Raw genomic sequence first — 23,161 nt, 5'->3', positions numbered from 1 at the left:
TATGACGAATCAAATCGATCCCCGTTTAGTACAGTTAACGGCGGCTGCCGAAGCGTCAATGTCACATTGGGGGCTAGAAGGCTCTACTTTAGACCTGATTAAGTTTCGTGAAAATGCGGTATACAAACTAACAACTAAAGAAGGTGAGCGCTTCGCATTGCGAATTCATCGCCCTGGTTATCATGATTATGCGGCACTGTATTCTGAACTTCAGTGGATGAGTGCACTGTCTGATTTTGGTATTGAGACGCCTGATGTTATTAAGACGAACGCAGGAGAATTGATGACCAAGGTGATCATTCCAGAAACCGGGGAAGATGTGTATGTAGACCTGTTTGGTTGGGTAGATGGTACCTCTCTTGGTGCAGAAGAAGGTGTTGTACCAACGGCTGAGGAAAGCCGAGTCATGTACCACACAATCGGAGAGATTGCCGCTCAGTTGCATAATCAATCTTCTACTTGGACTTTACCAGAGGGCTTCAAACGTCACTCTTGGGACTTAGAGGGTTTGGTAGGCGAAGAACCATTTTGGGGACGTTTTTGGGAGTTGGAATTACTGACTTCTGAGCAAAAAGCCAAAATAGAAGAAGCACGAGCAAAAGCCACTGAGATGTTACAAGGCATTGAAAAAACGCCTGACAACTATGGTTTGATACATGCCGATTTTGATCCTCATAACTTAATGATAGAGGGGGATAAGATACGCCCGATTGATTTTGATGATGCGGGATTTAGTTGGTATATGTTCGAGATTGCAACGGCATTATACTTTATGCAAACCGAGACGCATTATGAGGTTATAAAGGCCGCGACTATTGAAGGTTATCGTTCTAAGCGTGAGCTACCGGAAGAAGAGCTCGCATTGCTTGATTTGTTCTTGGTATTACGTAGTTTCACCTATCTTGGATGGATTCGTAGTCGTCAAGAAACGGATACGGCAAAAGAGTTAGCTGGTGATTTGATTGAGCGTGCGATGAATCAAGCCAATCAGTTTTTAGAGTGGGCCGATAAATATCAAACCACCCAGACTAATTGAGATAAAAGAGTGTAGGCTGTGATAATGAAAAAATGGGTTGTTATACAAAACAACCCATTTTTTTATGTCATTTTTCACCAGTAAGGTAGATGCCTTTAAGCACAAAGTATTTATTCAGTTACTACTCACTTCGTTCCAAAGCAGCTAACGGCACGGCTGGGCTCAATAACGATTTTTATCTGCTCCCAGACCAGTCTCATTGCTTGAATAATCTACTCTTCCCTGACTGTCAGAATGTCATCCACATTATTTTGTATTAATGGAGAAATTCTTTCTGCTGCTTTATAAATATCTTGAATTGTCGGTAAATTCATCATTAATTCCCCTCGTGAATGTTGAGCAGTTTTTCAGCAATGAAAAGGTCTTGAAGCGCGATGCCTGAACTATCAAAAATCGTGATGTCATTCGCTGACGTTCGTCCAGTGGATGTAGCGTTAATCACTTGCCCAATGTTGGTTATATTGCTGTTGCTCGTATGTTGAAGTTCGCCAATCTCAACCGATTGTTTGGCGAAGTCGCAAAACAATAAGGCGTTTGAATACAGTTCGACAGGAAGTTCCTGTTTGCCTTTCTTATCCGCTCCCATGGCTGAGATATGGGTGCCAGGTTTTACCCACTCGGCGCGAAACAAGGGTTCGTTTGAGGTGGTTGCAGTGACAATAATGTCAGCGCTCATACAGGCGAACTGGGCATCAACGGCTTTGGCATTTAGTCCTTTTGCTTTTAACCTTTCGACAAAAATATTGGCCTTCTCACTAGAGCGACCAACGACGAACACAGAGTTAATTGATCTCACATTACAAACCGCCATGGCTTCATATTCCGCTTGGTGACCCGTTCCAAAAATGGCTAAGGTGGTTGAGTCTTTTCGAGCTAAGTAATCAACGGCGACGGCATCTGCGGCGGCTGTGCGATAAGCGTTTACCGCACTGGCTTCAATGATGGCTTTTAATGCGCCTGTTTCTGGGTCAAGCAAGAAAATTGTTGTGCCATGGCAAGGTCGGCCTAGTGACGCATTGTTTGGCCAATAGCTTCCGGTTTTCCAACCGACAACCTTATCGGTACAAGCGGCTTTCAGGGAAAATACGGTATTTGGGGCGGCACCACCTGCATTGACGACAGGAAAGAGTGTCGCATTGTCGGAAATAACGGCCGTTAACGCATTTTTAATAGCGTCATAGGCCAATTCGTGTGTGATGAGTTTGGATGTGTGTTCTTCATTAAGATGAATCATATTACCAGCCTTGTATGCGGTTCCAAGTTTCGTAAGTGTTTTCTAGATGATCAAAAACATGATAAGACGTGTGCATGGACGTCGTTGCACAAGCGTGATTCGGTAAAATGTGTAACCGTGTTCCTATAGGGAAGTCATCGTGATTGATGGCTTGCGCAGTTGCACTTGCAACAATGCCATGCTCCTGATTAGCGCTTATGACCTGCATGTGACCTAGTAATTGGCTATCAGAGTTTGCAACAAGGCCATAGCCGCAATCTTTAGATTGCTCAGCAGTACCTTTGTCTGCAGATAGTGCCATCCATCCTGCATCAATAAATAGCCAGCCTTTTTCTCTGTTGTGTCCTATAACCGTTGCCACAACCGTAGCAGCAATATCATTTGTATTGCATACCCCGATTCCTGTCATGACCAAATCAAAAAAAGTATAAACACCTGCTCTTACTTCGGTGATGCCTTCTAATTCCGTGTAATTATGTGCGGTTGGTGTTGAGCCAATGGACACAACTTGGCAGTTAATGTCGTGTTCTAATAGCTTTTTAGCGGCTAAGCGGGCTTGATCGACTTCATTTTGTGCGGCTTGTTGCAGGCTGGTTTTATCGACGCAATGATAGGACTCGCCAGCATGGGTGAGAATGCCAAAAAACCTTCCTTGCCCTTGGTTTAAGGTATCTGCAATGGTGATCAGTTGTGGGTCATTTGGTGCTATACCTCCTCGATGTCCATCACAATCAATTTCAATTAAAACATTGATAGAGCAATTGTTATTTTCACAGTAGCGATTAATGCTTAGAGCTTGATTTAGGCTATCAAGAATGACCATCACGCTAGCGCCTTGTTTATTAAGGGCGTGAATTCTATCCAGTTTGTCTTCCACTATACCGACTGCGTAAAGCACATTTGTGTATCCTGTTTCGACTAAGGACTGGGCTTCTTTTATCGTTGAAACGGTAATAGGGCTCTGTTTATCGGTTAGTAAATACGGCAATGCCTCTATAGAGCGGATGGTTTTAAAGTGGGGGCGTAGATGTGTATTGAAGCCGCTTAGGATCCTATTAAGTCGCTTAATGTTATGTAGAAATTTTATTTTATCGACAGCTAAAAAGGGGGTGTCCAACGCTCGCTTTTTTTTATCGAGGTCGTGTTTTGTTTTTACTTTCATGTCAGTTTCAACCCTATGTGATGATTAGGCTGTAGTATTTGGTGAAAGTGGTTTAAAGTAAATTAACCTAGAATTACTAATTAGTTAAGTTGAAACTTAATGATAACAACGGAAGATTTGTCTTTTTTACTGGTACTTAGTCGTTGTAAAACTATGGCTGAAGCGGCTCGTGTGCTGAATGTAAGTGCTCCCTCAGTGACGTTAAGGGTTCAGCATATTGAGAAAAAATTAGCTGTGCCTTTGGTGCAGAGACCGTCTCGAGTAGTTAGCTTGACCGATGAGGCTAAGTTGCTAGTGGAGAAGGGAGAGCTAATTTTAGAGCAGATTGATGATTTACAAACACAGCTTAATGATGTGAGAGCGCATGTAGTAGGTAAATTAAGAGTACTCGCGCCACTGGGTTTTGGTAATGATTACGTAGCTAAATTATTAGCTAAATACAAAATAAACCACCCTGGATTGGAAATTGAGTTAGAGCTATCAGATAACCCGAATTGGTCTGCTCACCATAAATGGGATGTGATTATCTATATTGGAGAGCTGAAAAACTCATCTTTGAAAATGATTCCATTAGCGCGGAATAAGCGTTTTATTTGCGCTTCTCCTGATTATCTGAAGAAAAATGGAGTCCCCCAAACGCCTAAAGACTTATTAAGTCATACCTGTATTGCTCTGCGAGAAAACAATGAAGACGTTACACTTTGGGACTTCAAAAACCTTGATGGTGAACATTCCTCGATTCGTATTCATCCAAGCTTGGCAAGTAATGAAGGGCGTGTGGTTAAAGACTGGGCTCTTTTAGGATTGGGTATTATTATGCGATCGGAGTGGGATGTAACGCCAGAAATAAAGCGGGGAGAATTAGTACAATTACTTTCTAGTTATCAGTTGCCTGATGCTGATATTGTTGCTCTGGTGAGCAGTGGGAAAAATGAACGCTCAGCACGAGTATCAGGCTTTATCGATATGTTAAAGACATCATTAAGTCTATCCCCATGGAAAAAGGCCTAGATAAAAAAAGACCCCGAACGAATCTTTCGGGGTTAAAGGGAGGTGAATCAGAATAGAAAAGGGCAGTTATAAACAAGCGCTTAATTTTGGTCGGTTATTAAACCAGGGTTGTGCGGCTTCGAGTTGGGCGGCAAGAGAGAAAAGGGTTTCTTCATCGCCAAACCGTCCTGCGAAATGAGCGCCAATTGGTAAGCCATGTTCCGTCCAATAAAGCGGAACTGACATAGCAGGTTGTCCTGTGGCATTGAAAAGACACGTGTAGGGCGAATAGCTGTGATAATTCTGAATCATATCATCAGCAGACTTGCTCTCATCCATCACGTCCAGCGTGCCAATGAGTACCGGTGGTTTAGCAAGTGTCGGTGTCAAAATGACATCATAATCACTCATGTAATTCGCGAAATTACGGCCTAATGCATGCATGGATTCAATGGCTCTTACGTATTGAATCGCACCTATGTCACCCTTTTCACGAATCATTATGCGTGTATGAACTTGCAACTCTTCTAGAGACACTGGCTTGCCACGCATCTCTCCCAAAAGTTCGACATAGTTTTTAGTATTAGTGCCGATGATATCGAAACACTGATCAAAGAACTGATACAAATCGACAGGTAAGACAGTTTGAGTCACCTTATGTCCTAGGCTTTCACACAGTTTTGCGGCATGCCTAACAGCGGCCAAAGACTCAGGGGAACTTGGCCATGGATCCATGCTTTCCACTAATGCGATACGCAGTGGGCGAACGGGCGTCTTTGTTGCCTCGAGAAATGACATGGATTGACCTGGTGATGCATAGGGCGCACCGAGATCCATGCCTGCAGTCAAATCCATTAAGGCAGCGCTGTCTCGCACCGAAAGAGAGATGGCGTGAGCCGTACCGAATCCTCCCCAACCTTCACCTACTAAAGGACCATTTGGCATACGGCCACGGCTTGGTTTCATGCCAAAAAGGCCACAGCAAGAAGAGGGGACTCGAATAGAACCACCGCCGTCATTAGCGTGAGTAAAGGGTACGACGCGAGCGGCAACCAGAGCGGCTGAACCACCACTTGATCCGCCACAGCTGTGGTCGGTATTCCATGGGTTACGGGTTGGGCCAAAACGGGTGGACTCGGTCGTGTAAGAGGCACCAAATTCAGGGGCTGTACTGGTACCAATAAAAGTACAGCCAGTTTTGCGCAAACGGCTAACAAGGTTGTCGTCCATGCCTGGGCGTGCTTCACCGAGCGCATGTGAGCCATTTGTCATGCGGGCTTCCGCTACAGGTGCAAACAAGTCTTTGACAAACGTTGGAACGCCAGAAAATAGGCCATCATTTGGCGTTGCTTGTCGTGCAGAATCGTAGAGTTTTTCTGCGATAGCGTTAATTTCTGGATTCACTTTCTCAGCGCGTTCAATACAGCACTCTAATAACTCAGTGGATTTGATATCGCCTTTTTTAACGAGTTCAGCGAGACCGATTCCATCATGGGTGTCGACTAAGTTGTGTATGTCTTTCATAAAAATATCCACTTAGAAAAGGGGCAACATAGTGTTGCCCGGTTAAGATTTTTAGCTAAGGTAAAGAGCTTTCTGACTCTGGACTTGAGCCTTTATTGCTTAGGAAAATACTTGAAATGACCCACAAAGCAGCAACAACAAAGCCAGCAATAGCGAGGCTGTAAATCGTGCCACGAAGATCAGAGCCAGTTGATAAAATAATGCTGACAATGATCGGGCTTACAAATTGGCCAAGATACAAACTGGATGTGAAAATCCCCAAACCACGACCGCGTACTTTTGCAGGAAGGATGTTCATTGTTGCGGCCATGATATTAGGTACCATTAGACCAGCACCAATACCTTGAATCGTTACTGCAAAAAGTACTTGTTGGTACGTCGTTGCATTGGAAAGTAGCCATAGTCCTGTACCAACCAAAGCAAACAGTATGGCGTTGCAAAGATTAAGTCCGAATAGGCGACGCAATACAGGCCAAAGGATTGAACCTATTAGGGTTGCAAGTAAGCTTAATCCCGCAGACATACCTATTTCGGTTGTGGATGTCACTCCCATTTGAACCAGTAAAGTAGGCGTTTGAATCGGAATCACAAAGTTCAGCACCATACCGCCCAGTATCATTAAGTAGCTGATGATAAGTGGAAACATAGCAATTTTTTCTGCTGATGCAGGTACGCCCGAGAAGGCTTCCGCTTCATCCGTCCTTGATTCTTTGCTTGGCTCCCAAAGTACTTTGAGCATAAACGGAATGAGTAATAACGGTAGAAGGTAGAGATAAAACGGTGTTCTCCACGATTCTTCACCCAGTACTCCACCAATAACAAAAAACAAGGAGCCAATTAATCCGATGGCTATCACTTGGAAATTGACAAACTTCATCCTCTCTTCACCAAGCCAATAATCGGCAATTAACGTAGTACAACACGTCATAATGGCGGCCTCAGCACAACCGAAGAGGAGGCGAGAGATTACAATGCTATTTAAGTCGCCTAAAATAGCGGGTACAAAACCGAAGAGTGCGTATAGGAACGTGGCTATAACAAGTAATTTCTTACGACCAGCTCTATCTGCTAACCAGCCCGCTAAGGGCGCACAAATGGCAATTGCTAATGCAGGACCTGCAATGGCTAAGGGTACTAGGGTGGCTGCATCAGGCGTGGTTGGCCCGAATTCTGCCCCGATTTTGGGTATCATGGGAGCAACCATGACAGAACCCATAATAGTAAGGCTACTACCCAGTACAAGGATAAGGCCTTCCTTACTTCCTGAAGCTTTTCTCGGTAATGATTGATCAATAGACATAACAATTACCTCTTAGAATGATTGTGAAACACGTAAAGCTAGGTTGTAACCTTGTGCTCGGTTAGACGTTTTAAATTCTTTGTAGGCATGGAAAGAAACCATAGGTGATCCAGGTTTAAAGTAGGTTATCGCCGGTCCAGCAGCTAAGGTTTCTGCACGATTGCCATCTACGATTGCTTGACCAGTATAGCCAGAGTAAGTTTTGTCATCCGTTAACTGACGGTAGTAGTAACCGCCCAACCCCAAAGTCCACTCATTGACGTGTTGTCCAACAGCAAATTCGTGACGATATTCGATACCGTTTTTATAGTCTGTGTCTGAGTTTTTCGTATTGATGTCGAGCTCAAAGCTGGAAGACACTTCAAAACCTGTGTCAGAAATGTAGCTGACATTATAAATAGGCGAGAAAGCCCAATGATTTAAGCCAGGAGAAACCAGACGATCTTTATCATAATCACCTGTTGGGGCCTGAATCTGGAATTGTGCGTTCATAGCTAAGTTTGGAGACAAGTTCCACTGTAGGATCAATGGTGTGACCTGTATGTCTGCTTGTTTTGTAATATCTGCACTTCGGTCGATCGAAGCGACGGGTACTTTTAGAGATGCGTCCATACTGAAGAAAGGTACAACTGTACTAAAGCCATACTTAGCACCGAAAATTTCGTGATTGGTCATTTTTATATAAGCTAAACCAAGGCTGAGTACGTCTAGCGAAAAGTCAGTGCCGTTGTCATTACCAGCGGCATTTCTGCTCGAATCAGAGCTATAGTAGGCAGTACGTAAACCAAAGGCGCCAACATCCGTTGCTGGTGGCATAAACCCTGCCCCGAAGTCATAAACACCCATCGCTGTAGTTGGCGCACCGTTTTCAGTTGCTAATGCCAAATTTGGTACTGCGAATAAGGTGGCGCCACCCATGGTTGCTAATAGTAGTTTGTTTTTAAGAGTTTTCATTTTTTGTTCCCTATATGTAATTATTTTGTCTCTTCAGACTACATAGCGGTGCAAAAAATGTGTTAGCCGAAATTGGCAAACTTACTATTGATTTCGTTTAAGGGTGTCCGACGGAAGCTCTCCAAATAGTTGTTTGTAGTCATTTGCAAAGCGGCTTAAGTGCAAAAAGCCCCATTTTGCCGCAATATTTTGCACTTGTTTGGTGCCATCTTGCATTAATAATTCACGATGCACGGAATTGAGTCGAATGGTTCTTAGGTAAGTGACGGGATTGATTCCTAGCGTTTCCTGAAAACAATATTGCAGCTTTCTGCGGCTGGCTCCCACGTTATTGCACAAGTCAACAATCGAAGGGGCGTCGTTGATATTGGCTAGAACATAGTCTCTTGCTTTATCGACAATACGCTTTCGTGCTAAAGAGGTTAAATATTGGACTTCCTCTTCATTAACTAGCTCGAGCAAGTTCTGCAGTAAGGTGTCTCTTATTCCTTTTCGAATTGCTTCGTGTTCTAACAGCGCCTGAGTGTTATTTGGTGTCATCACTGTTTTCAGTAGGTTCAGTAATTCATCCTGATTGCTTATTTTGTCTAGCCCATAACAATGCGCTGTATCCGATATATCAAGGATAATATTTTGTCGATCAAGTGCGTTTTGTAAAAGATCTTTTTCGGCATTAATGCAAATTACATCTAGGTTTGCTGGCGTCTTAATTTCTGGAAGGTTTTGCCAGTTAGATACCAGTAAATTCGATGGATTGAAGATATGTCCCTCGCAGTATAGATTTTCAACGACGGGGGTCAAAGGTAGGGTAAACATGATGGTGTCAGGTACTGACTCACCACTTTTAATTATCGCCTGGTTAGACTTGTCTCTGATTAGCTGCATGCCAGCTAAGTTGAGCTCTGTAATGCTTCCTGCAAATTGTCCTGCGGATATTTGGTCATAGCGGACCTTCCATCCCGACATGTTTCCTGCATGTTCTTCAATATCAATGGTCTCTTTAAATGAAAGAGGAGATTGAGATTGAATTTCAAAAGCACTATTTTGGAGCATAATTTTCACCCTGAATAATTTTTATTTGAATTTTTTAATGGGGTAATGCAAAGCATGTACCTTTTAAAAATCGGGTTAAAGCATTTTTGCTAAAAACGGATACTCAGTTTCTAAGATCTTTTGATAAAAGACTATTTGGGTCTTTTAATCAGTATAATTGTTTTATTTAATCCATCCTGTTGATTAACAAATATCATCATAAAATAACGCTATAGATACCTCAGGCACTTCGATGAGAAGGCCTGAGGTCTAATGCTGCTATGTTTTAACAACTAAGCAATGGAACTACAGATATATTTCATTTCTAAATAATCTTCGATTCCGTACTTAGAGCCTTCACGGCCAAGTCCTGATTGCTTCACACCGCCGAAAGGGGCTACTTCATTTGAAATTAAGCCGGTGTTATGACCAACCATGCCGTATTCTAGCGATTCTGATACGCGAATCATGCGAGCATGGTCACGGGTAAAGAAGTACGCGGCTAGGCCAAAAATAGTGTCATTCGCCATCGCAATAGCTTCCTCTTCCGTATCGAATGGGAAAAGTGGTGCCAGAGGGCCAAAAGTCTCTTCTTGAGCAACGTTCATTTCAGGTGTTACGCCCGTTAGAATGGCTGGTGTGATAAATAGTCCACCTAAACGATCACCACCATGCACTAAGGTCGCGCCTTTGCTAACGGCATCCTTAATGTGTTCTTCCACTTTCAAAATGGCTTTTTCTTCGATCATAGGGCCAATGTCTGTGCCTGCCTCTGCACCATTACCCACTTTTAATGCTTTAACTTTCTCTGTGAGTTTGGCAGCAAACTCGTCGTAAACGCCACGTTGAACCAAAATACGATTGGCACAAACGCAGGTTTGTCCCGCATTACGGTATTTAGAGGCCATTGCGCCTTCAACCGCTTTATCAAGATCTGCGTCGTCAAAGACGATGAAAGGGGCATTGCCGCCAAGTTCCAAAGATACTTTTTTGATGGTGTCAGCGCATTGCGCCATTAATAAACGGCCTACTTCTGTGGAGCCTGTGAAAGACAGCTTGCTCACTACATGACTATCAGTCAGAACTTTGCCAATCTTACTAGCCGAACCGGTTACAACTTGAAAAACTCCCGCTGGGATACCGGCACGTTGGGCTAATTCCGCCAATGCTAACGCCGTAAGAGGGGTTAGATCTGCAGGACGAACAATCATCGAGCAACCCGCTGCCAAAGCCGGAGCGGCTTTTCGCGTGATCATGGCAGCAGGGAAGTTCCAAGGCGTAATTGCTGCGGTAACACCGATAGGTTGACGAATAACGGTTAACCTTTGGTCTGCTCGTGGCGCTGGAATCGTATCGCCATAAATGCGTTTGGCTTCTTCAGCGAACCATTCAATAAACGAGGCGGCATAAGCAATTTCGCCTTTTGCTTCTGCAAGCGGTTTGCCTTGTTCCGATGTCATTAGTAAGGCCAAATCATCTGTATTCTCAATCATTAGCTCAAACCAACGACGCAAAACAGCAGAGCGTTCTTTAGCAGGTAAAGCGGCCCATTTCTTTTGGGCAACTTTGGAAGCTTCAATCACTGCAGGGATTTCTTCAGGAGAAAGGTGAGGAATCTCAACAATGGTTTCGCCCGTTGCTGGATTGGTGACTGGGTGTGTGGTTTTCGCTTCAGCTTCAACCCACTCACCATTAACTAAGCAGCGAGATTTAAGAAGGGACATATCCTTTAACATGAGTATCACCTATGTGTTGGTCAATAAATAAAGTGAGACCTTCGCTCGCGACGTCGTGTAAAGGTCTCAAAGTGAGTTATTTTTTATTAATCTCGTCTCTATTATTAAATCTTAAAGGATTAAAGTAAATAGATTAACATGTTAACTATTTTGTTTTGATTAAATAGAACGTTTTGTATGGCCACAGAAGCCATGATCTTGACCTTTCTTACTAACTCATAAAGCCACTGGCTGCTTATGAGTTTTATGCATATGCCCAGTGAGTACGACTCATTTCTCAGCTGGTTAGCAGAGTTTTACTCTTAAGATTCTTCCTTATATTTCATTATAAAAATAATACCTTGGAGGTTCTAAGTGAATAAAGAAACCGTAACGAGTTCCAATGTAAGTTTCCCTAATAGTGGCAACACAAGACAGCTTTTCATGAGTGGCTACGAGTACTCAAAATTGTCTGAAGATCTTTTTGAGGAGTGACTGTTACATGTTAAGCAAAACCACTCAAACCTTGTTTCTCTCACGTTAAAACCTAAAGAGGTCAGAAAAATGAAACTCACTCATATTTTGAAAGTAGCTACGTGCGCTGCGGTAATGACAATACCAGGAATTGCTTTAGCCGATTGGACGCCGAATGGTCCTGTGACATTAGAAGTTGGCTTTGGTGCTGGCGGTAGTACTGACACGCTAGCTCGCGCAATCGCTACTCAAATGGAAGAAAATACTGGCTGGAATATCATAGTAAAAAATAAGCCAGGCGGTGGCGGTATTGCCATGTTTTCATCTCTGGTTTATCAAAAAGCGGATGGCCGCACAATCGGTATGGGGGTCACAATTCCGACACTGATTAATCTGGCGGAGCGTGGCGATACGCTTCCTTTCTCGACAGACAGTTTTGACTACTTAGCGACTGTTGTGGTTGCGCCACTTGCCGTCGTGGCACCAGCCGATGCCCCATATAATACGATTGGCGAACTTATTAAGTATTCGAAAACACATGATGGCGCACTGGTTGGCTTTGATGGTGGAGAGATGCGTTTGATGATGCAGGCCATCAATAATACCGAAGATGCCGATTTTGAGCTGGTTAGTTATAAAAGTGGCGCAGAAATTATTCAAGGTTTGCTGGGCGGTCAATTGCAGGCAGGTTGGGGCGCGGGTGCGCATATCCAATACGTTGAATCGGGTGATCTAAAAATGCTTGCTGTTGGGACGAAGACTCATCAGGGCTACTCACCTGAAACCAAGTCATTCATCGAACAGGGCTATCCTTATTCCGCTGAACCTTACTTCTACTTGGCCGCGCCTAAAGGGCTAGAGCCAGAGGCTAAGGATGCCTTAGCCAAAGCGCTTGATGAAGCAATCAACTCAGATGCTTTAACCAAGCTCATTAGCAACGTTATGCAGACAACGCCAACTAATCTAGGGCCACAGGGCACAGAAGACAAGCTGGTAAATGGCCTTACTGATATTACAGCATTGCTCAAAGCGTCGGTATTTAAGTCAGAAAACTAAGAAATATGACCGCTGGTGCTTGATAAAGCCCGGCGGCTTTTTAAGGGGGGAACATGTCTTTAGAACGTATCGTGACAGGGGGCATTTTGGTCTTTGGCCTCACTTTTCTGTTTCAAGTGATGCCTCAACAGGTGGAAACGGTATCTTACGGTCGTATTGTTCCTGCCACTCTTCCTACAATATTGTTGTGGATTATCGTCGGAGCATCGTCGATACAATTGATAACGCTGAAAGATAATGTTGGCTTTAATGGTCGTGTTGTTTTACGCACAGTCGTTCTTTTAGCATTGATGGTAGCGACTGCTTGGTTGATGAAACTCTTTGCATTTGAATATGTTGCTCCTATTTTTGCGCTTCTGATTATGCTTTTCATCGGTGAGAGGCGTTGGTACTGGTTGTTGCTCGGCGGTATTTTGATTCCATTGGGGGTCTGGTTGCTTGTAGAGCAGGTCCTCGGTAGAGCTTTGTCATAAAGGAACCATTATGGTTGATTTCAATACAATACTTGCCGGTTTGGGTGATGCGTTTACTCTGACCACTATCCTTTTCGTTTTGTCCGGTGTGGTTCTTGGACAGTTCGTCGGCGCTATGCCCGGGAGTAGTCAAGAAATGACTATCGCGATCGCTATTCCTTTTACCTTGGTATTTGCGCCTTTATCCGCCATTGGTTTCCTGATTGGAGTTAATAAAGGTGGGCTGGTGGGGGGAGCTATTCCGGCAATTTTGATCAATATGCCTGGTACACCAGACGCCAGTGCGACGGCGTTTGACGGCTATCCGATGACGAAAAAGGGGAAGCCACTTAAAGCGTTAAAAATGTCGCTCTATTCCTCGGTTAGCGGTGATACGCTGAGCGATCTGGTTTTGATTACCGTGGCAGCGCCGTTGGCGGTTGTCGCATTAAAGATGGGGCCAGTTGAGATATTTGCGTTGATTATTATGGCTTTTGCGTTGATCTCTGGACTGATTGGTGCATCGGTGACAAAAGGCATCATCGCGACCGCTTTGGGGTTGCTTGTCTCGACGGTCGGTCTTGACCCAGAGCACTCGACACCTCGATTTTTGTTTGGGTTTACTGATTTGTATGGCGGTTTTCCTATTTCATCGGTTGCGATTGGGTCGTTGGCGGTATCTGTCATTATCGCTCGCCTTGCTGGAATGACAGGTGGTATGCGGCCCGCATTGCATATTCCCCGAAATCAGACCGATGATCAAAAACGGGTGAGTTTGGCTGAATATTTATCTTGTCGTTTTGTGTTGTTGCGTGGCGCACTGATAGGAATCTGTATCGGCATTGTACCGGGGATTGGGTCGACCGCGGCCGCTTTTATGAGCTATGCCTCGACGAAACAAGCGGCTAAAGATCCTGAAAGCTTTGGTAAAGGGGATCTTCGCGGTATTGCAGCGACAGAGTCGGCCAATTCGGCTGTTGGTGGCGCCAGTTTGATCCCATTACTAACGCTGGGTATACCGGGGAGCGTCTCGGCTGCTTTGCTTATTGGTGCCTTTATGATTCAAGGATTACAGCCTGGGCCGTTATTGTTCGAAGAGCAGGGGCAACTCGTCTACGGATTATTTGGCGCCATGATGATAGCTAACGTTTGTAACCTTATTTTTGGATTATTTGGACTGCGCTTATGGGCAAAATTGATTACGGCCCCTGAGTCGATAGTGTTTTCAAGTGGGCTTGTGCTATGCATGGTTGGGGTTTATCTGTCTACTGGTGGTATGTTCGGTGTCTATGTCATGCTGATGTTTGCCGCAATAGGTATGATAATGAACGCATTGAACTATCCGATCGTCATTTTTGTCATTGCCTATTTTCTCGGACCGCGGTTTGAACTTGCCTTAGGCCAAACTGCGACTATTCTTCGTGGGGATATCACGAATCTCATTAATCATCCGATTGCTGCTGCCTTGTTGCTTATGTCAGTTTTTTCAATTTACTGGTTAGGAATTAGATCCTCAGTTAAGAGTGGGAAGCAATAAGAAGACAATAAAAGCTAAAATTGAGTTTAATCGGAATTGAAGTTCAGGGTATTTTCTATCAGTGTAAAAGGCGTTTTTAATGTGTTTTGGTATCAAGTGGTTTCGCTATAGGCAAAGTGATATTGTTAAACCTTATTTCTTTTTCGGAAAGAGAGTTTTATGGAGCGCTTAAACCTCAACTTGTTGCGAGCTTTAGCGGTACTGCTTGAGCAGCGTAATGTGACAAGTGCCGCGAAAATTTTGCATTTGACGCAATCTGCTATTAGCCGACAGTTGGCACAGTTGAGGGAGTATTTTGGCGACCAACTTCTGGTAAGAGAAGGTAATGATTATTTACTGACGGCGATGGCCCAACAGCTAAAGCCCAGATTGCAGGACTTGCTTAATCAGATCGATAACTTGCGTCAACAGGAGGCTTTTGACCCTTCTTTGTGCCAGCGACGTTTTACGTTTGCTTGTACAGATTATGTGGCTAATTTCATTTTTCCCGACATCTTGTCTTCTTTGCATCAACAACCTAATCAAATCGATTTAACCTTTAAAACGTGGCAATCCGATTGGTTAGACAGTCTAGGATCAAAACCAATTGATTTTGTCGCTACCATGATTAATCAAGTACCGGATAATCTTTATGGTATTCATTTAGGCCGAGACGAACCTGCTTTGTTGCTGCGCAAAGATCACCCATTATTACAAAAAAGTGATCTTAGTCTAGAACAGCTGCTAGCGTATCCGTTTGTTAGTATTACCATTGGTGGCGATAAGGATAGTTTCTTTGATATAGAGTTGAGCCGTTTGCATAAACAAAGGCGCATTGCGTTTGAAGTGCCTTTTTATACGTCCGCTTTTAAGGTGATTGCAAGTACGGATATGTTGTTGGTCGCACCTAAGCACATAGCGCTAAGGGCTGGTGAAATTTATGACTTAACCCATTTAAGTTTGCCTATGGATAATATCCCTGAGCATAATTACTATGTGCTATGGCACAGTATTCACCAACATGACAGTGCTCATAGGTGGCTTCGGGAAATTATCGCTGATCAAATGTGTCGTTCTATTTACTCGCCTAGAGGCATGACATAATTCCATCTTATTGATTTCTTAATAAGTCATTCTATCTTCATTCACACAGAGCGAATTATTGCTCTTGCCTCTTCATTACGCTAAGCCTTTATCTGGTCTCGGCAATCCTGAGCTCGGAGATTAAGTTATTGAAATGAAAAAAATCACAATAGCGAGGCTGACTAATAGCTTGAAGTTTAAACAATTTTAAGACGGCTGTGCATATGAATTTTCTGCACAGAACTTGTGAGCATTAATCATTTCTCAGAATGCCACCACAGTCCTACTCTTACTATTCTTCCTCATCAGGTATGAGTGTCTGACTTTTGATATGACAGTAACTACGCCTGCATTGCAACAACATTATAGGAAACAACATGACTATAGAAATGCAAAGTATCGGAATTTTAGAAAGAGCGGTGCATAAATTAGCCGAGGGTTACACAGATCTGCCTGAGTTTCAGACAGAATACGATCAACAACGTGCCGAAGAAGTCTTGCTGCAGGCAGCGGAAAAAATGTGGGATAACTATCCTTATCCACATCCATTGTACGCAGGACAAATGCTTAAACCGCCTCATCCTATTGCGCGTATGGCTTATATGATGGCCATGTGGATTAACCCTAATAATCATGCTTTGGATGGAGGTAAGGCCAGTTCGGCTATGGAAAAAGAAGCCGTTGCTGGAATTGCAAAAATGTTTGGCTGGCAAGATCATCTTGGACACCTTACTGGTGGTGGCACACTTGCTAACTTAGAAGCCTTATGGATTGCAAATCAGGTGCATCCGAGTAAGAAAATTGTCGCCTCACAACAGGCTCACTATACCCATAATCGTATTTGTGGCGTATTACAGATTCCTTTCGAAGCGGTCGCAGTAGATGACAACGCTCGTATGGATATCACCGCCTTAGAGGAAAAGCTAAAGCAGGGCGATATTGGTACGGTTGTAGTGACTCTCGGAACAACTGCAGTAGGTTCCGTTGATCCATTACCTGAAATTATTGCACTGCAAGATAAGTATGACTTTAGAGTTCATATTGATTCGGCTTACGGTGGTTATTACAAGTTAGTGGATATCTTGCCGTCTAATGTGTGTGATGCGTTTGCACTCACTCATTGTGTTGATTCTATTGTGATTGATCCTCATAAACATGGACTTCAGCCTTATGGGTGTGGTTGTGTCATATTCAAAGACCCAGAGGTGGGACGTTTTTATAAACACGATTCACCTTATACTTACTTTAGTTCAGACGAACTTCATTTAGGTGAAATCAGTCTCGAATGTTCTCGTGCCGGAGCGTCGGCTGTAGCATTGTGGACTACGATGCAAATGTTCCCGTTGGACGTTGGTGGTGAGTTTGCTAATGATTTAGCGAGCTGTCGTCGCGCGGCGGAAGCGCTTTTTTCTCGCTTAGAAAAGGATGATCGCTTTATTACGCCACTGGTTCCAGATATGGATATTGTGATGTGGGCACCAAAAGCAGCGACCACGAGTGAAATCTCAAGGTTATCTGAAGCGACATTTCATGCAGCAGAAGAGCAGCATTTGTATTTGGCTACCTTTAGTTTTCCATCTTATTTGATAAAAAAAGCATACCCAGATGTGGTTGTTGATAGTGAATATACGACTTGTCTACGTTCCTCTTTGATGAAACCTGAGCATGAGGATTGGTTAGATCTAATTTGGTCTATTCTAGATAAAGTTCAGAACGAACTATAACCTGCAAAATAGGTTTAAATGGTATGCAGGAAGGTTATGTTCGAGAGTATAACCACCTGTATGCCAATCGGTAGACACCTTTCAGTTTGCGCTTTACTCTGCCAGCGGCTATCCAGTTGCAATCTATTCAATTGATGTGTCTACTTGGCGGGAATTGAGGGTTGTTCGTCTTTGGTCAGATAAACCGAACTAACTCAGACTTTCGATTGATTCTTAGCTTTTTGAATGCTCTTTTTTTATAAGTGATGACTGTCGATTCGGACAACTCAAGATGATTACCGATTGATTTTGCTGTATGACCTTGAAGTATCATATTGCAGATCTGAGATTCGCGTTCAGAAAGGCCGGATGCCAGTAGGGATTTCATCGTTCCGCGTTGTTTACGTTCATCTCGAAAATGTTTTAACAACAATGAACCTATTAGGGAGGATATCGACTTCAGCGAGTCAAGTTGTTCTTCTGCAAAACTATGTTCTATTTTGCTGTAAAAGTTGATGTAAAAAATATGTTGGCTTTTTCGGTCCATCACCACAAATGAAAACTTAGTATCGAAGTTAGGAACATTAAAAAATCGCTGCCGATAAACGGGAGGAAGCTTTCTTTTTTCGAGTAGACGGCACGATGCCACGTCCATTTGGGAAAGAAGTGACTCTTTTAATTCTTTTAGCATAATGTCATCTAAATAGGCACCGTCCAAATATAGTGAAGCCAGCTCTACCCCTAGGTCAGGATGTTCTACATTATGTGCTAGGCGGCAGGTTGCATAATCGCCATTGGGGGAAAACTCAAACACCATGTACTGATCGACGTGAACAAGGTGTTTCATCATCTGAAAAAATCTAGGGTAAAATTCACCGCTACCGAGCTTGTCTATGCAGCCAGCAATCTGTTGGGATATATCTGGCCAGATATCTTGAGAGTTATGCATATACTCGTTGGACGTGCCTCATGTAGCCATTTCATCATTGTTCGTTAAGCATGCACCTCTATCAATTTATTATTGAAGAGGCGCTTTTTGAGTATTTATACCTGTGTTGGGATCATGAAACCATCAAAGAAATCCCTTAATCCATCAAACGCATTGAGAGGTAATATATTCGCAATATGCTGGTCTGGACGTACTACAATCATACAGCCTTTTGAGCGATTGATACCGCGTTGTTCAAATATATCGTTACCTTCTTCTGTATGGAACACCTTTTCGTAATCCCTTAGCCCGTATTTTCCTTTTGCTGGCCATAAGAAATTAGGCATATTTTCTATGGATAAATCTTGTTGCTGAAAGACAGCATAGACATCAATGACAGAGTCAATGTCGCTACTGCTTGAGGTGTATTTTCGGACAGGAGAAGATTCAGAGCGATCTAGAAAATCTATAAGCTTGTACGAATCTGAAGTGGTATCCATTGGATTTTGTTGATTTCCAAAAATGAAAATACGCCAGCGACCATCTGCTTTATTCAGATGTCCTAAATGTTGTCGTCTACCATCTGCAACTCGAATGGCGGTTGCTGAGTGGAAACGTTGGCCTATGATAAATCCGGTCGCCAAGTCTTGATGCGTGTGCCCTGTACAGATAAATGAAGCATCATATTGAATGGAGGTTCCGGCAATAAAACCGTTTTGTCTGGCAATGAATTTTTCAATATCAGCTGTATTGGTTTTGGCTTGTATAACACCGGACTTAGCAGTAGGTCGAGTTGCCACCAGACTGGACATTTTTTTATCTGCATTAATGAGTTGTTGCGCCACTTTTTGTCTTTCCGAAGAGTATGTTTGTAGCAATTTAGGCAGACTTTTACCCAATAAAACAGCTGCTAGCTTCCACCCCAAATTGAACGTATCTGGTAGTGAGGTATTTAGCCCCCATCCACCTTTTGGACTGTGTGTATGGCAGGCGTCACCTGCAACAAATGCACGAGGGATCAAACTTTCTGAATTATCAGCAGGTGTATCATCAAAGCGATCTGCTACTCGTTGACCAACCTCATAGATAGACCACCAAGCAACCTCTTTAACATCCATTTGATAAGGCGTCATAATGAGTTGTGCTTTTTCAATAATATCTTCAATGGTAAGGTTAAGATGAGATGCTCTTTGATCTTTCTCCAACAGGCCGAGTTCTACATATAGTCTGACTAGATAACCACCTTCACGGGGAACAAGCATTACGGCGCCGTTTTCTTTTGATTGGATAAAGCACTTCACTCTGATATCGGGAAAGTCTGTCACTAATAAAACATCCATGACTCCCCATGCTTTGTTGGCTGAGTCGCCTTCTAGCATTATTGATAGATTTTTACGGACAGCACTTCTAGCACCATCACAACCTACGACATATCGCGCTTGGATAGTCTCGACATTGCTTGATTGTGACATGTCGTTGCGTGCGAATTTTGCCGTAATAGGGTGGGCATTCAAATCTTGAGTAAGATTAGGGTCAACATGCAGCTCAAGTAGCCGACGATTGTAATGGGGAACAAGTTTCGTGATTGAATTTTCCATGCCTTCAAGTAATAAATCTTGTAGACGAGCTTGATTTACAACCCCATGGGAAAATTCGGAGAGCCCAATTCTTGCGTCAGGAACTTTGTGAGTACGTTTTATGTTCTCTGGTTGCTTATCGTCCGGCTCCCAGAAAGCATTTCTATTAAGCTGGTAGGTTTCCTTAACTAGCATTTCGCTACAATTAAATGCTTCCATGATTTCCATTGTGCGACAAGATATACCATCTGCCTGACCAAATAATAAGGGGCCGGACTTAAGTTCAACGATGCAAGTTGTAATATCAGAAAACTCCGACAGTTGCCTTGCCAAGGCTAGTCCTGCTGGGCCACAGCCCACAATTAACACATCGACTTTTTTGGGCAAGTCAACAATAGCTGGTGGAGCAGCAGGTAGTCGTACGGAATCTGGAACTTGATAGTTACCGGGCTTAAAACCATTTAGGTGATATTGCATCATATAATCCTTTTTTCTTATTAGTTGGCTGGTTCGTTTACTGATGAGGTAAAGAGTACGTGGATTAGCTAATGGGACATGTCATCTAAAAATGGGGGCTTAGTGAAACTTCATCAATCAGAATAAATAAGTTAACATGTTAATTATATTCTTAATGATGAGAGCGACCTATGAAGATAAAATTATCGGTTGTGGACCAAACGCCAGTCCACGGTTCCCATAGCAAAAGTGACGCCCCTTTACTAACGGTCGAGTTGGCAAAATTATGTGATGAGTTGAATTATCACCGTTACTGGGTAGCAGAACATCATGACAGTGTGCACTTTGCAAATCCTTGCCCTGAAATTTTAGTCGCGCATTTGGCCAGTATCACGCAGCGAATGAAGATAGGTAGCGGTGGCGTGATGCTGTCTAATTACAGTCCGTTAAAAGTGGCTGAGTGCTTTTCTATGCTGGCATCACTTTTTCCTGGTCGTATAGATCTTGGTGTTGGGCGTGCTCCTGGTGGTTCCGCTATAACATCGGCCGCTTTAGCTTTTCCTAATAAAGCCTCTAATGGTCAGTTTTATGCAGAACAAGCGGATTTACTAGAAAGTTTTATTCATGGTTCTTTTAAGGAGGGGCATCCTTTTAGCACGATACATGTAATTCCCGAAGTGCAAGATGTACCAGATTTATGGATGCTAGGATCAAGTGGCGGCAGTGCTGAGTTGGCTGGGCAATTAGGCTATCATTTGGCTTTGGCACGATTTATTGATTCTGAAAACTGTCATCCACGTATTTTTGACGCTCATCAGAAAGCATGGCAACAGGCAGGGCATGAGCGAGCATTACAAAGGATGTTGGCTATTGCTTGTATTTGCGCAGAAACAGAAGAGGAAGCAAAATTGCGGGCAGGTACCGCCGTGTATCGTAAATTTGCTACTCAAATCGGCGAGCGGGAAGACTTTTTAACACCAGCTCAAGTGCGAGATAGGTATCACGCCATGCCCGTTTCTCATCAAGCTATGTTTGACCGTATTGAGGCCAGTTATACGATAGGCACATCAGAGCAGTGTTGGGCCGAAATGGAATCTCTGGCTGAGACATTTAACACTGATGAAATTTCTCTTGTTACCGTGACACATAGTCAAGCGGATCGTTTAGATAGTTACCGATTATTATCGAAGAATTTGTAAGCTTTAACACTCAAAAGGCAGTGCAAATGAAATAGGCTGAGAGATTGCCTATTTCATTGCGATTGAAGATCTATGTCACCATAAGCGTATGCTGAATAAAAAATATTAACTCTCTAAAGCAATAATATCGCTCAATAACCGACTGAGTTCTTTAAGCTTATCTTCTCCCAGTTTGTCTTTGAGCCGTTGGTAAGCCGCATCCACTTCAGGGCGGAATTCTTTGACAACTTTGTTGGCTTTAGAGGTGAGCGAAAGCAAGGATATGCGCTGATCAGTAGGGGATTTTTTGCGTTTTATAAAACCATCATCTTCAAAGCGCGTAATAATGCGCGTCAAACTAGGGCTAAGAATACAGCACAAATGCGCCAGTTGTTTTGCTTCTAATTCTTCATGATCATTTAAAACACGTAAGACTCGCCATTGTTGCTCAGTAAAGCCTGCTTTTTGGAGCACAGGCCTAAAAAAAGTCATGGATGATTCACGTGCTCTTAATAATTGCAGTGTCAGGGAGTCTTCTAATCTTTTCATGTAATCTCATTCATTCCTAAAAATATTGTCTTAAAGTATCAAATGCGCTTTCTAAATAGAATGCTAGCGCATGGGTCCGTGGCTATTTCATGGTTCTATTATTGTTATGGGTAACGGTTGCTAAAAGTGTACCGACTAAGATAGCAAAGGCAATCATGTGGGGTGGGGATCATTGCTGCAATCAATAACTTAACTTGTTAATTAGGAAGATATTATACATACATAAAAAAATCCCACGAGGGGATTTTTTTGCTTTTATCTTAAAGGTCAATGAGCCCTTGTTAATTAAGATAGCTGTTTTAGTAATTGATGTAACTGAAGTTTAAAACTGTTTAATTCGTCTTCTTTCAGGTTGGCAAAGATATCGGCTTGTTGTTGGTCTGATATCGCCCACAAGCGCTCAGCCATCTCTTGGCCTTTTTTAGTAAGTTCAAGGTCGCTGTTAATCAGCTCAAAGCCTTTTAGGCTTTCAACACCGTCGATGACATCAACCGATGGAATAGTTACCAAGTTAGTTAAATCATCAATGGTGATTCCAGCCGTGTCACTTAAGACAAGTAGCAATCGAGCTTCACTGGTGCTTAGTCCTGTTGCAGACTGCTTTGGCAGGTAGTTCTCTTGGACTTTTTGCAGCACTTTGTGCATCAGATAAATAGCACTGTCATGCAAACGTGCCAGTGTTTTATCTGATGCGACATTTTGAGCCGGTGTTTTAGCTCCTGTAAAAGGAATCGCACCAGCATAACTGCCTTGTACGTAAAGTAACGGCGCGCGGCCAAAGTTTTCAAACGCAACGACTTTGCCTATCATGATCCAATGATCACCACCGTCGACAACTTGGTATTTTTCGCATTGAAAATTAGCGGCTGTGTTTGTCAATAGAGGTGCACCACCGACACCATTTAGTGTCTTAATATTGGCAAATTTATCATCGCTTGGTTTCGCGAAATTATTGGATAAATCAATTTGATCTGCCGCTAAAATATTGACAGAAAAATGGTCTGCATTTTCAAAAATAGCATAACTGCTTGATGTTTTAACAATGCTCCATAGCACAAGAGGCGGATCAAGGGAGACAGAATTAAAACTGTTAGCCGTTACACCAACTTGCGTTCCATCAGAGGATTTTGCGGTAATAACGGTTACGCCTGTCGCAAAATTGCCAAGGCATCGGCGGAATTCTTTAGGGTCGAAGCTCATAATATTCTCTCTTATTCTTATGTATTTATTTCGTTTTTAAAG

The 23,161-nt window shown here is 43.1% G+C and carries 19 protein-coding genes; 8 read left to right on the top strand and 11 right to left on the bottom strand.

Features of this window, described 5'->3' with window-relative positions:
- Nucleotide 1: 1 nt before the first annotated feature.
- Nucleotides 2-1,036 (top strand): phosphotransferase enzyme family protein, encoded by a 1,035-nt coding sequence (locus KDW99_RS14540; RefSeq protein ID WP_255825725.1) that lies wholly within the window; start codon nt 2-4, stop codon nt 1,034-1,036.
- Nucleotides 1,037-1,352: 316 nt separating this feature from the next.
- Here the strand turns inward: KDW99_RS14540 and KDW99_RS14535 are convergent, their stop codons facing one another.
- Nucleotides 1,353-2,270, bottom strand: coding sequence for an ornithine cyclodeaminase family protein (locus KDW99_RS14535; protein ID WP_255825724.1), 918 nt, complete (start codon nt 2,268-2,270; stop codon nt 1,353-1,355).
- 1 nt (nt 2,271) lies between these two features.
- Nucleotides 2,272-3,432 (bottom strand): alanine racemase, encoded by a 1,161-nt coding sequence (locus tag KDW99_RS14530; RefSeq protein ID WP_255825723.1) that lies wholly within the window; start codon nt 3,430-3,432, stop codon nt 2,272-2,274.
- A gap of 99 nt (nt 3,433-3,531) precedes the next feature.
- Between KDW99_RS14530 and KDW99_RS14525 the strand changes: the two genes are divergently transcribed.
- Nucleotides 3,532-4,443: a LysR family transcriptional regulator gene (locus KDW99_RS14525; RefSeq protein ID WP_255825722.1), complete on the top strand. Its 912-nt coding sequence runs from the start codon at nt 3,532-3,534 to the stop codon at nt 4,441-4,443.
- 66 nt (nt 4,444-4,509) lie between these two features.
- Here KDW99_RS14525 and KDW99_RS14520 read toward each other — a convergent pair whose 3' ends face one another.
- The 5 genes from KDW99_RS14520 to KDW99_RS14500 form a co-directional block, all read right to left on the bottom strand.
- Nucleotides 4,510-5,946, bottom strand: coding sequence for an amidase (locus tag KDW99_RS14520; protein ID WP_255825721.1), 1,437 nt, complete (start codon nt 5,944-5,946; stop codon nt 4,510-4,512).
- A gap of 55 nt (nt 5,947-6,001) precedes the next feature.
- Complete coding sequence (locus tag KDW99_RS14515) at nt 6,002-7,246, bottom strand: MFS transporter (RefSeq protein WP_255825719.1); 1,245 nt, start codon at nt 7,244-7,246, stop codon at nt 6,002-6,004.
- Nucleotides 7,247-7,258: 12 nt separating this feature from the next.
- Nucleotides 7,259-8,200, bottom strand: coding sequence for a SphA family protein (locus KDW99_RS14510; RefSeq protein ID WP_255825717.1), 942 nt, complete (start codon nt 8,198-8,200; stop codon nt 7,259-7,261).
- Between the two features lie 84 nt (nt 8,201-8,284).
- The gene (locus KDW99_RS14505; protein ID WP_255825716.1) at nt 8,285-9,253 is read right to left on the bottom strand and encodes a helix-turn-helix domain-containing protein; all 969 of its coding nucleotides are present in this window, start codon (nt 9,251-9,253) and stop codon (nt 8,285-8,287) included.
- Between the two features lie 272 nt (nt 9,254-9,525).
- Nucleotides 9,526-10,968, bottom strand: coding sequence for an NAD-dependent succinate-semialdehyde dehydrogenase (locus tag KDW99_RS14500; protein ID WP_255825715.1), 1,443 nt, complete (start codon nt 10,966-10,968; stop codon nt 9,526-9,528).
- A gap of 543 nt (nt 10,969-11,511) precedes the next feature.
- Between KDW99_RS14500 and KDW99_RS14495 the strand changes: the two genes are divergently transcribed.
- The 5 genes from KDW99_RS14495 to KDW99_RS14475 all read left to right on the top strand — a co-directional run bounded on the left by KDW99_RS14495 (nt 11,512) and on the right by KDW99_RS14475 (nt 17,252).
- Nucleotides 11,512-12,477: a tripartite tricarboxylate transporter substrate binding protein gene (locus KDW99_RS14495; protein ID WP_255825714.1), complete on the top strand. Its 966-nt coding sequence runs from the start codon at nt 11,512-11,514 to the stop codon at nt 12,475-12,477.
- Nucleotides 12,478-12,530: 53 nt separating this feature from the next.
- Nucleotides 12,531-12,950, top strand: a complete 420-nt coding sequence (locus KDW99_RS14490) for a tripartite tricarboxylate transporter TctB family protein (protein WP_255825713.1) — start codon at nt 12,531-12,533, stop codon at nt 12,948-12,950.
- Nucleotides 12,951-12,960: 10 nt separating this feature from the next.
- The gene (locus KDW99_RS14485; RefSeq protein WP_255825712.1) at nt 12,961-14,466 is read left to right on the top strand and encodes a tripartite tricarboxylate transporter permease; all 1,506 of its coding nucleotides are present in this window, start codon (nt 12,961-12,963) and stop codon (nt 14,464-14,466) included.
- Nucleotides 14,467-14,625: 159 nt separating this feature from the next.
- Nucleotides 14,626-15,549: a LysR family transcriptional regulator gene (locus KDW99_RS14480; protein WP_255825711.1), complete on the top strand. Its 924-nt coding sequence runs from the start codon at nt 14,626-14,628 to the stop codon at nt 15,547-15,549.
- Nucleotides 15,550-15,905: 356 nt separating this feature from the next.
- The gene (locus KDW99_RS14475) at nt 15,906-17,252 is read left to right on the top strand and encodes a pyridoxal phosphate-dependent decarboxylase family protein (RefSeq protein ID WP_255825710.1); all 1,347 of its coding nucleotides are present in this window, start codon (nt 15,906-15,908) and stop codon (nt 17,250-17,252) included.
- Between the two features lie 175 nt (nt 17,253-17,427).
- Here the strand turns inward: KDW99_RS14475 and KDW99_RS14470 are convergent, their stop codons facing one another.
- Together KDW99_RS14470 and KDW99_RS14465 are read right to left on the bottom strand one after the other, a co-directional pair.
- The gene (locus tag KDW99_RS14470; RefSeq protein WP_255825709.1) at nt 17,428-18,180 is read right to left on the bottom strand and encodes a helix-turn-helix transcriptional regulator; all 753 of its coding nucleotides are present in this window, start codon (nt 18,178-18,180) and stop codon (nt 17,428-17,430) included.
- Between the two features lie 95 nt (nt 18,181-18,275).
- Nucleotides 18,276-20,216, bottom strand: coding sequence for an FAD-dependent monooxygenase (locus KDW99_RS14465; RefSeq protein WP_255825708.1), 1,941 nt, complete (start codon nt 20,214-20,216; stop codon nt 18,276-18,278).
- 167 nt (nt 20,217-20,383) lie between these two features.
- Here KDW99_RS14465 and KDW99_RS14460 point away from each other — a divergent pair, with 167 nt between their 5' ends.
- Complete coding sequence (locus tag KDW99_RS14460) at nt 20,384-21,391, top strand: MsnO8 family LLM class oxidoreductase (protein WP_255825707.1); 1,008 nt, start codon at nt 20,384-20,386, stop codon at nt 21,389-21,391.
- A 105-nt stretch (nt 21,392-21,496) separates the two neighbouring features.
- Here the strand turns inward: KDW99_RS14460 and hpaR are convergent, their stop codons facing one another.
- Both hpaR and KDW99_RS14450 read right to left on the bottom strand, forming a co-directional pair.
- Nucleotides 21,497-21,919 carry a homoprotocatechuate degradation operon regulator HpaR gene (hpaR, locus tag KDW99_RS14455; protein ID WP_255825706.1) on the bottom strand — a complete coding sequence of 141 codons (423 nt, stop codon included), beginning with the start codon at nt 21,917-21,919 and terminating at the stop codon, nt 21,497-21,499.
- A 285-nt stretch (nt 21,920-22,204) separates the two neighbouring features.
- Nucleotides 22,205-23,119, bottom strand: a complete 915-nt coding sequence (locus KDW99_RS14450; RefSeq protein ID WP_255825705.1) for a p-hydroxyphenylacetate 3-hydroxylase reductase component — start codon at nt 23,117-23,119, stop codon at nt 22,205-22,207.
- Between the last annotated feature and the right edge of the window lie 42 nt (nt 23,120-23,161).

This window comes from Marinomonas rhizomae (genome assembly GCF_024397855.1).
Taxonomy (GTDB): Bacteria; Pseudomonadota; Gammaproteobacteria; order Pseudomonadales; family Marinomonadaceae; genus Marinomonas; species Marinomonas rhizomae_A.
This window is presented reverse-complemented; position numbering and strand designations above follow the sequence as displayed.

What these genes read in the sequence shown, in the direction of transcription:
- KDW99_RS14540 (WP_255825725.1), top strand. Translation starts at nt 2, where the DNA reads ATGACGAATCAAATCGATCCCCGTTTAGTACAGTTAACGGCGGCTGCC.
- KDW99_RS14535 (WP_255825724.1), bottom strand. Translation starts at nt 2,270, where the DNA reads ATGATTCATCTTAATGAAGAACACACATCCAAACTCATCACACACGAA.
- KDW99_RS14530 (WP_255825723.1), bottom strand. Translation starts at nt 3,432, where the DNA reads ATGAAAGTAAAAACAAAACACGACCTCGATAAAAAAAAGCGAGCGTTG.
- KDW99_RS14525 (WP_255825722.1), top strand. Translation starts at nt 3,532, where the DNA reads ATGATAACAACGGAAGATTTGTCTTTTTTACTGGTACTTAGTCGTTGT.
- KDW99_RS14520 (WP_255825721.1), bottom strand. Translation starts at nt 5,946, where the DNA reads ATGAAAGACATACACAACTTAGTCGACACCCATGATGGAATCGGTCTC.
- KDW99_RS14515 (WP_255825719.1), bottom strand. Translation starts at nt 7,246, where the DNA reads ATGTCTATTGATCAATCATTACCGAGAAAAGCTTCAGGAAGTAAGGAA.
- KDW99_RS14510 (WP_255825717.1), bottom strand. Translation starts at nt 8,200, where the DNA reads ATGAAAACTCTTAAAAACAAACTACTATTAGCAACCATGGGTGGCGCC.
- KDW99_RS14505 (WP_255825716.1), bottom strand. Translation starts at nt 9,253, where the DNA reads ATGCTCCAAAATAGTGCTTTTGAAATTCAATCTCAATCTCCTCTTTCA.
- KDW99_RS14500 (WP_255825715.1), bottom strand. Translation starts at nt 10,968, where the DNA reads ATGTTAAAGGATATGTCCCTTCTTAAATCTCGCTGCTTAGTTAATGGT.
- KDW99_RS14495 (WP_255825714.1), top strand. Translation starts at nt 11,512, where the DNA reads ATGAAACTCACTCATATTTTGAAAGTAGCTACGTGCGCTGCGGTAATG.
- KDW99_RS14490 (WP_255825713.1), top strand. Translation starts at nt 12,531, where the DNA reads ATGTCTTTAGAACGTATCGTGACAGGGGGCATTTTGGTCTTTGGCCTC.
- KDW99_RS14485 (WP_255825712.1), top strand. Translation starts at nt 12,961, where the DNA reads ATGGTTGATTTCAATACAATACTTGCCGGTTTGGGTGATGCGTTTACT.
- KDW99_RS14480 (WP_255825711.1), top strand. Translation starts at nt 14,626, where the DNA reads ATGGAGCGCTTAAACCTCAACTTGTTGCGAGCTTTAGCGGTACTGCTT.
- KDW99_RS14475 (WP_255825710.1), top strand. Translation starts at nt 15,906, where the DNA reads ATGACTATAGAAATGCAAAGTATCGGAATTTTAGAAAGAGCGGTGCAT.
- KDW99_RS14470 (WP_255825709.1), bottom strand. Translation starts at nt 18,180, where the DNA reads ATGCATAACTCTCAAGATATCTGGCCAGATATATCCCAACAGATTGCT.
- KDW99_RS14465 (WP_255825708.1), bottom strand. Translation starts at nt 20,216, where the DNA reads ATGATGCAATATCACCTAAATGGTTTTAAGCCCGGTAACTATCAAGTT.
- KDW99_RS14460 (WP_255825707.1), top strand. Translation starts at nt 20,384, where the DNA reads ATGAAGATAAAATTATCGGTTGTGGACCAAACGCCAGTCCACGGTTCC.
- hpaR (WP_255825706.1), bottom strand. Translation starts at nt 21,919, where the DNA reads ATGAAAAGATTAGAAGACTCCCTGACACTGCAATTATTAAGAGCACGT.
- KDW99_RS14450 (WP_255825705.1), bottom strand. Translation starts at nt 23,119, where the DNA reads ATGAGCTTCGACCCTAAAGAATTCCGCCGATGCCTTGGCAATTTTGCG.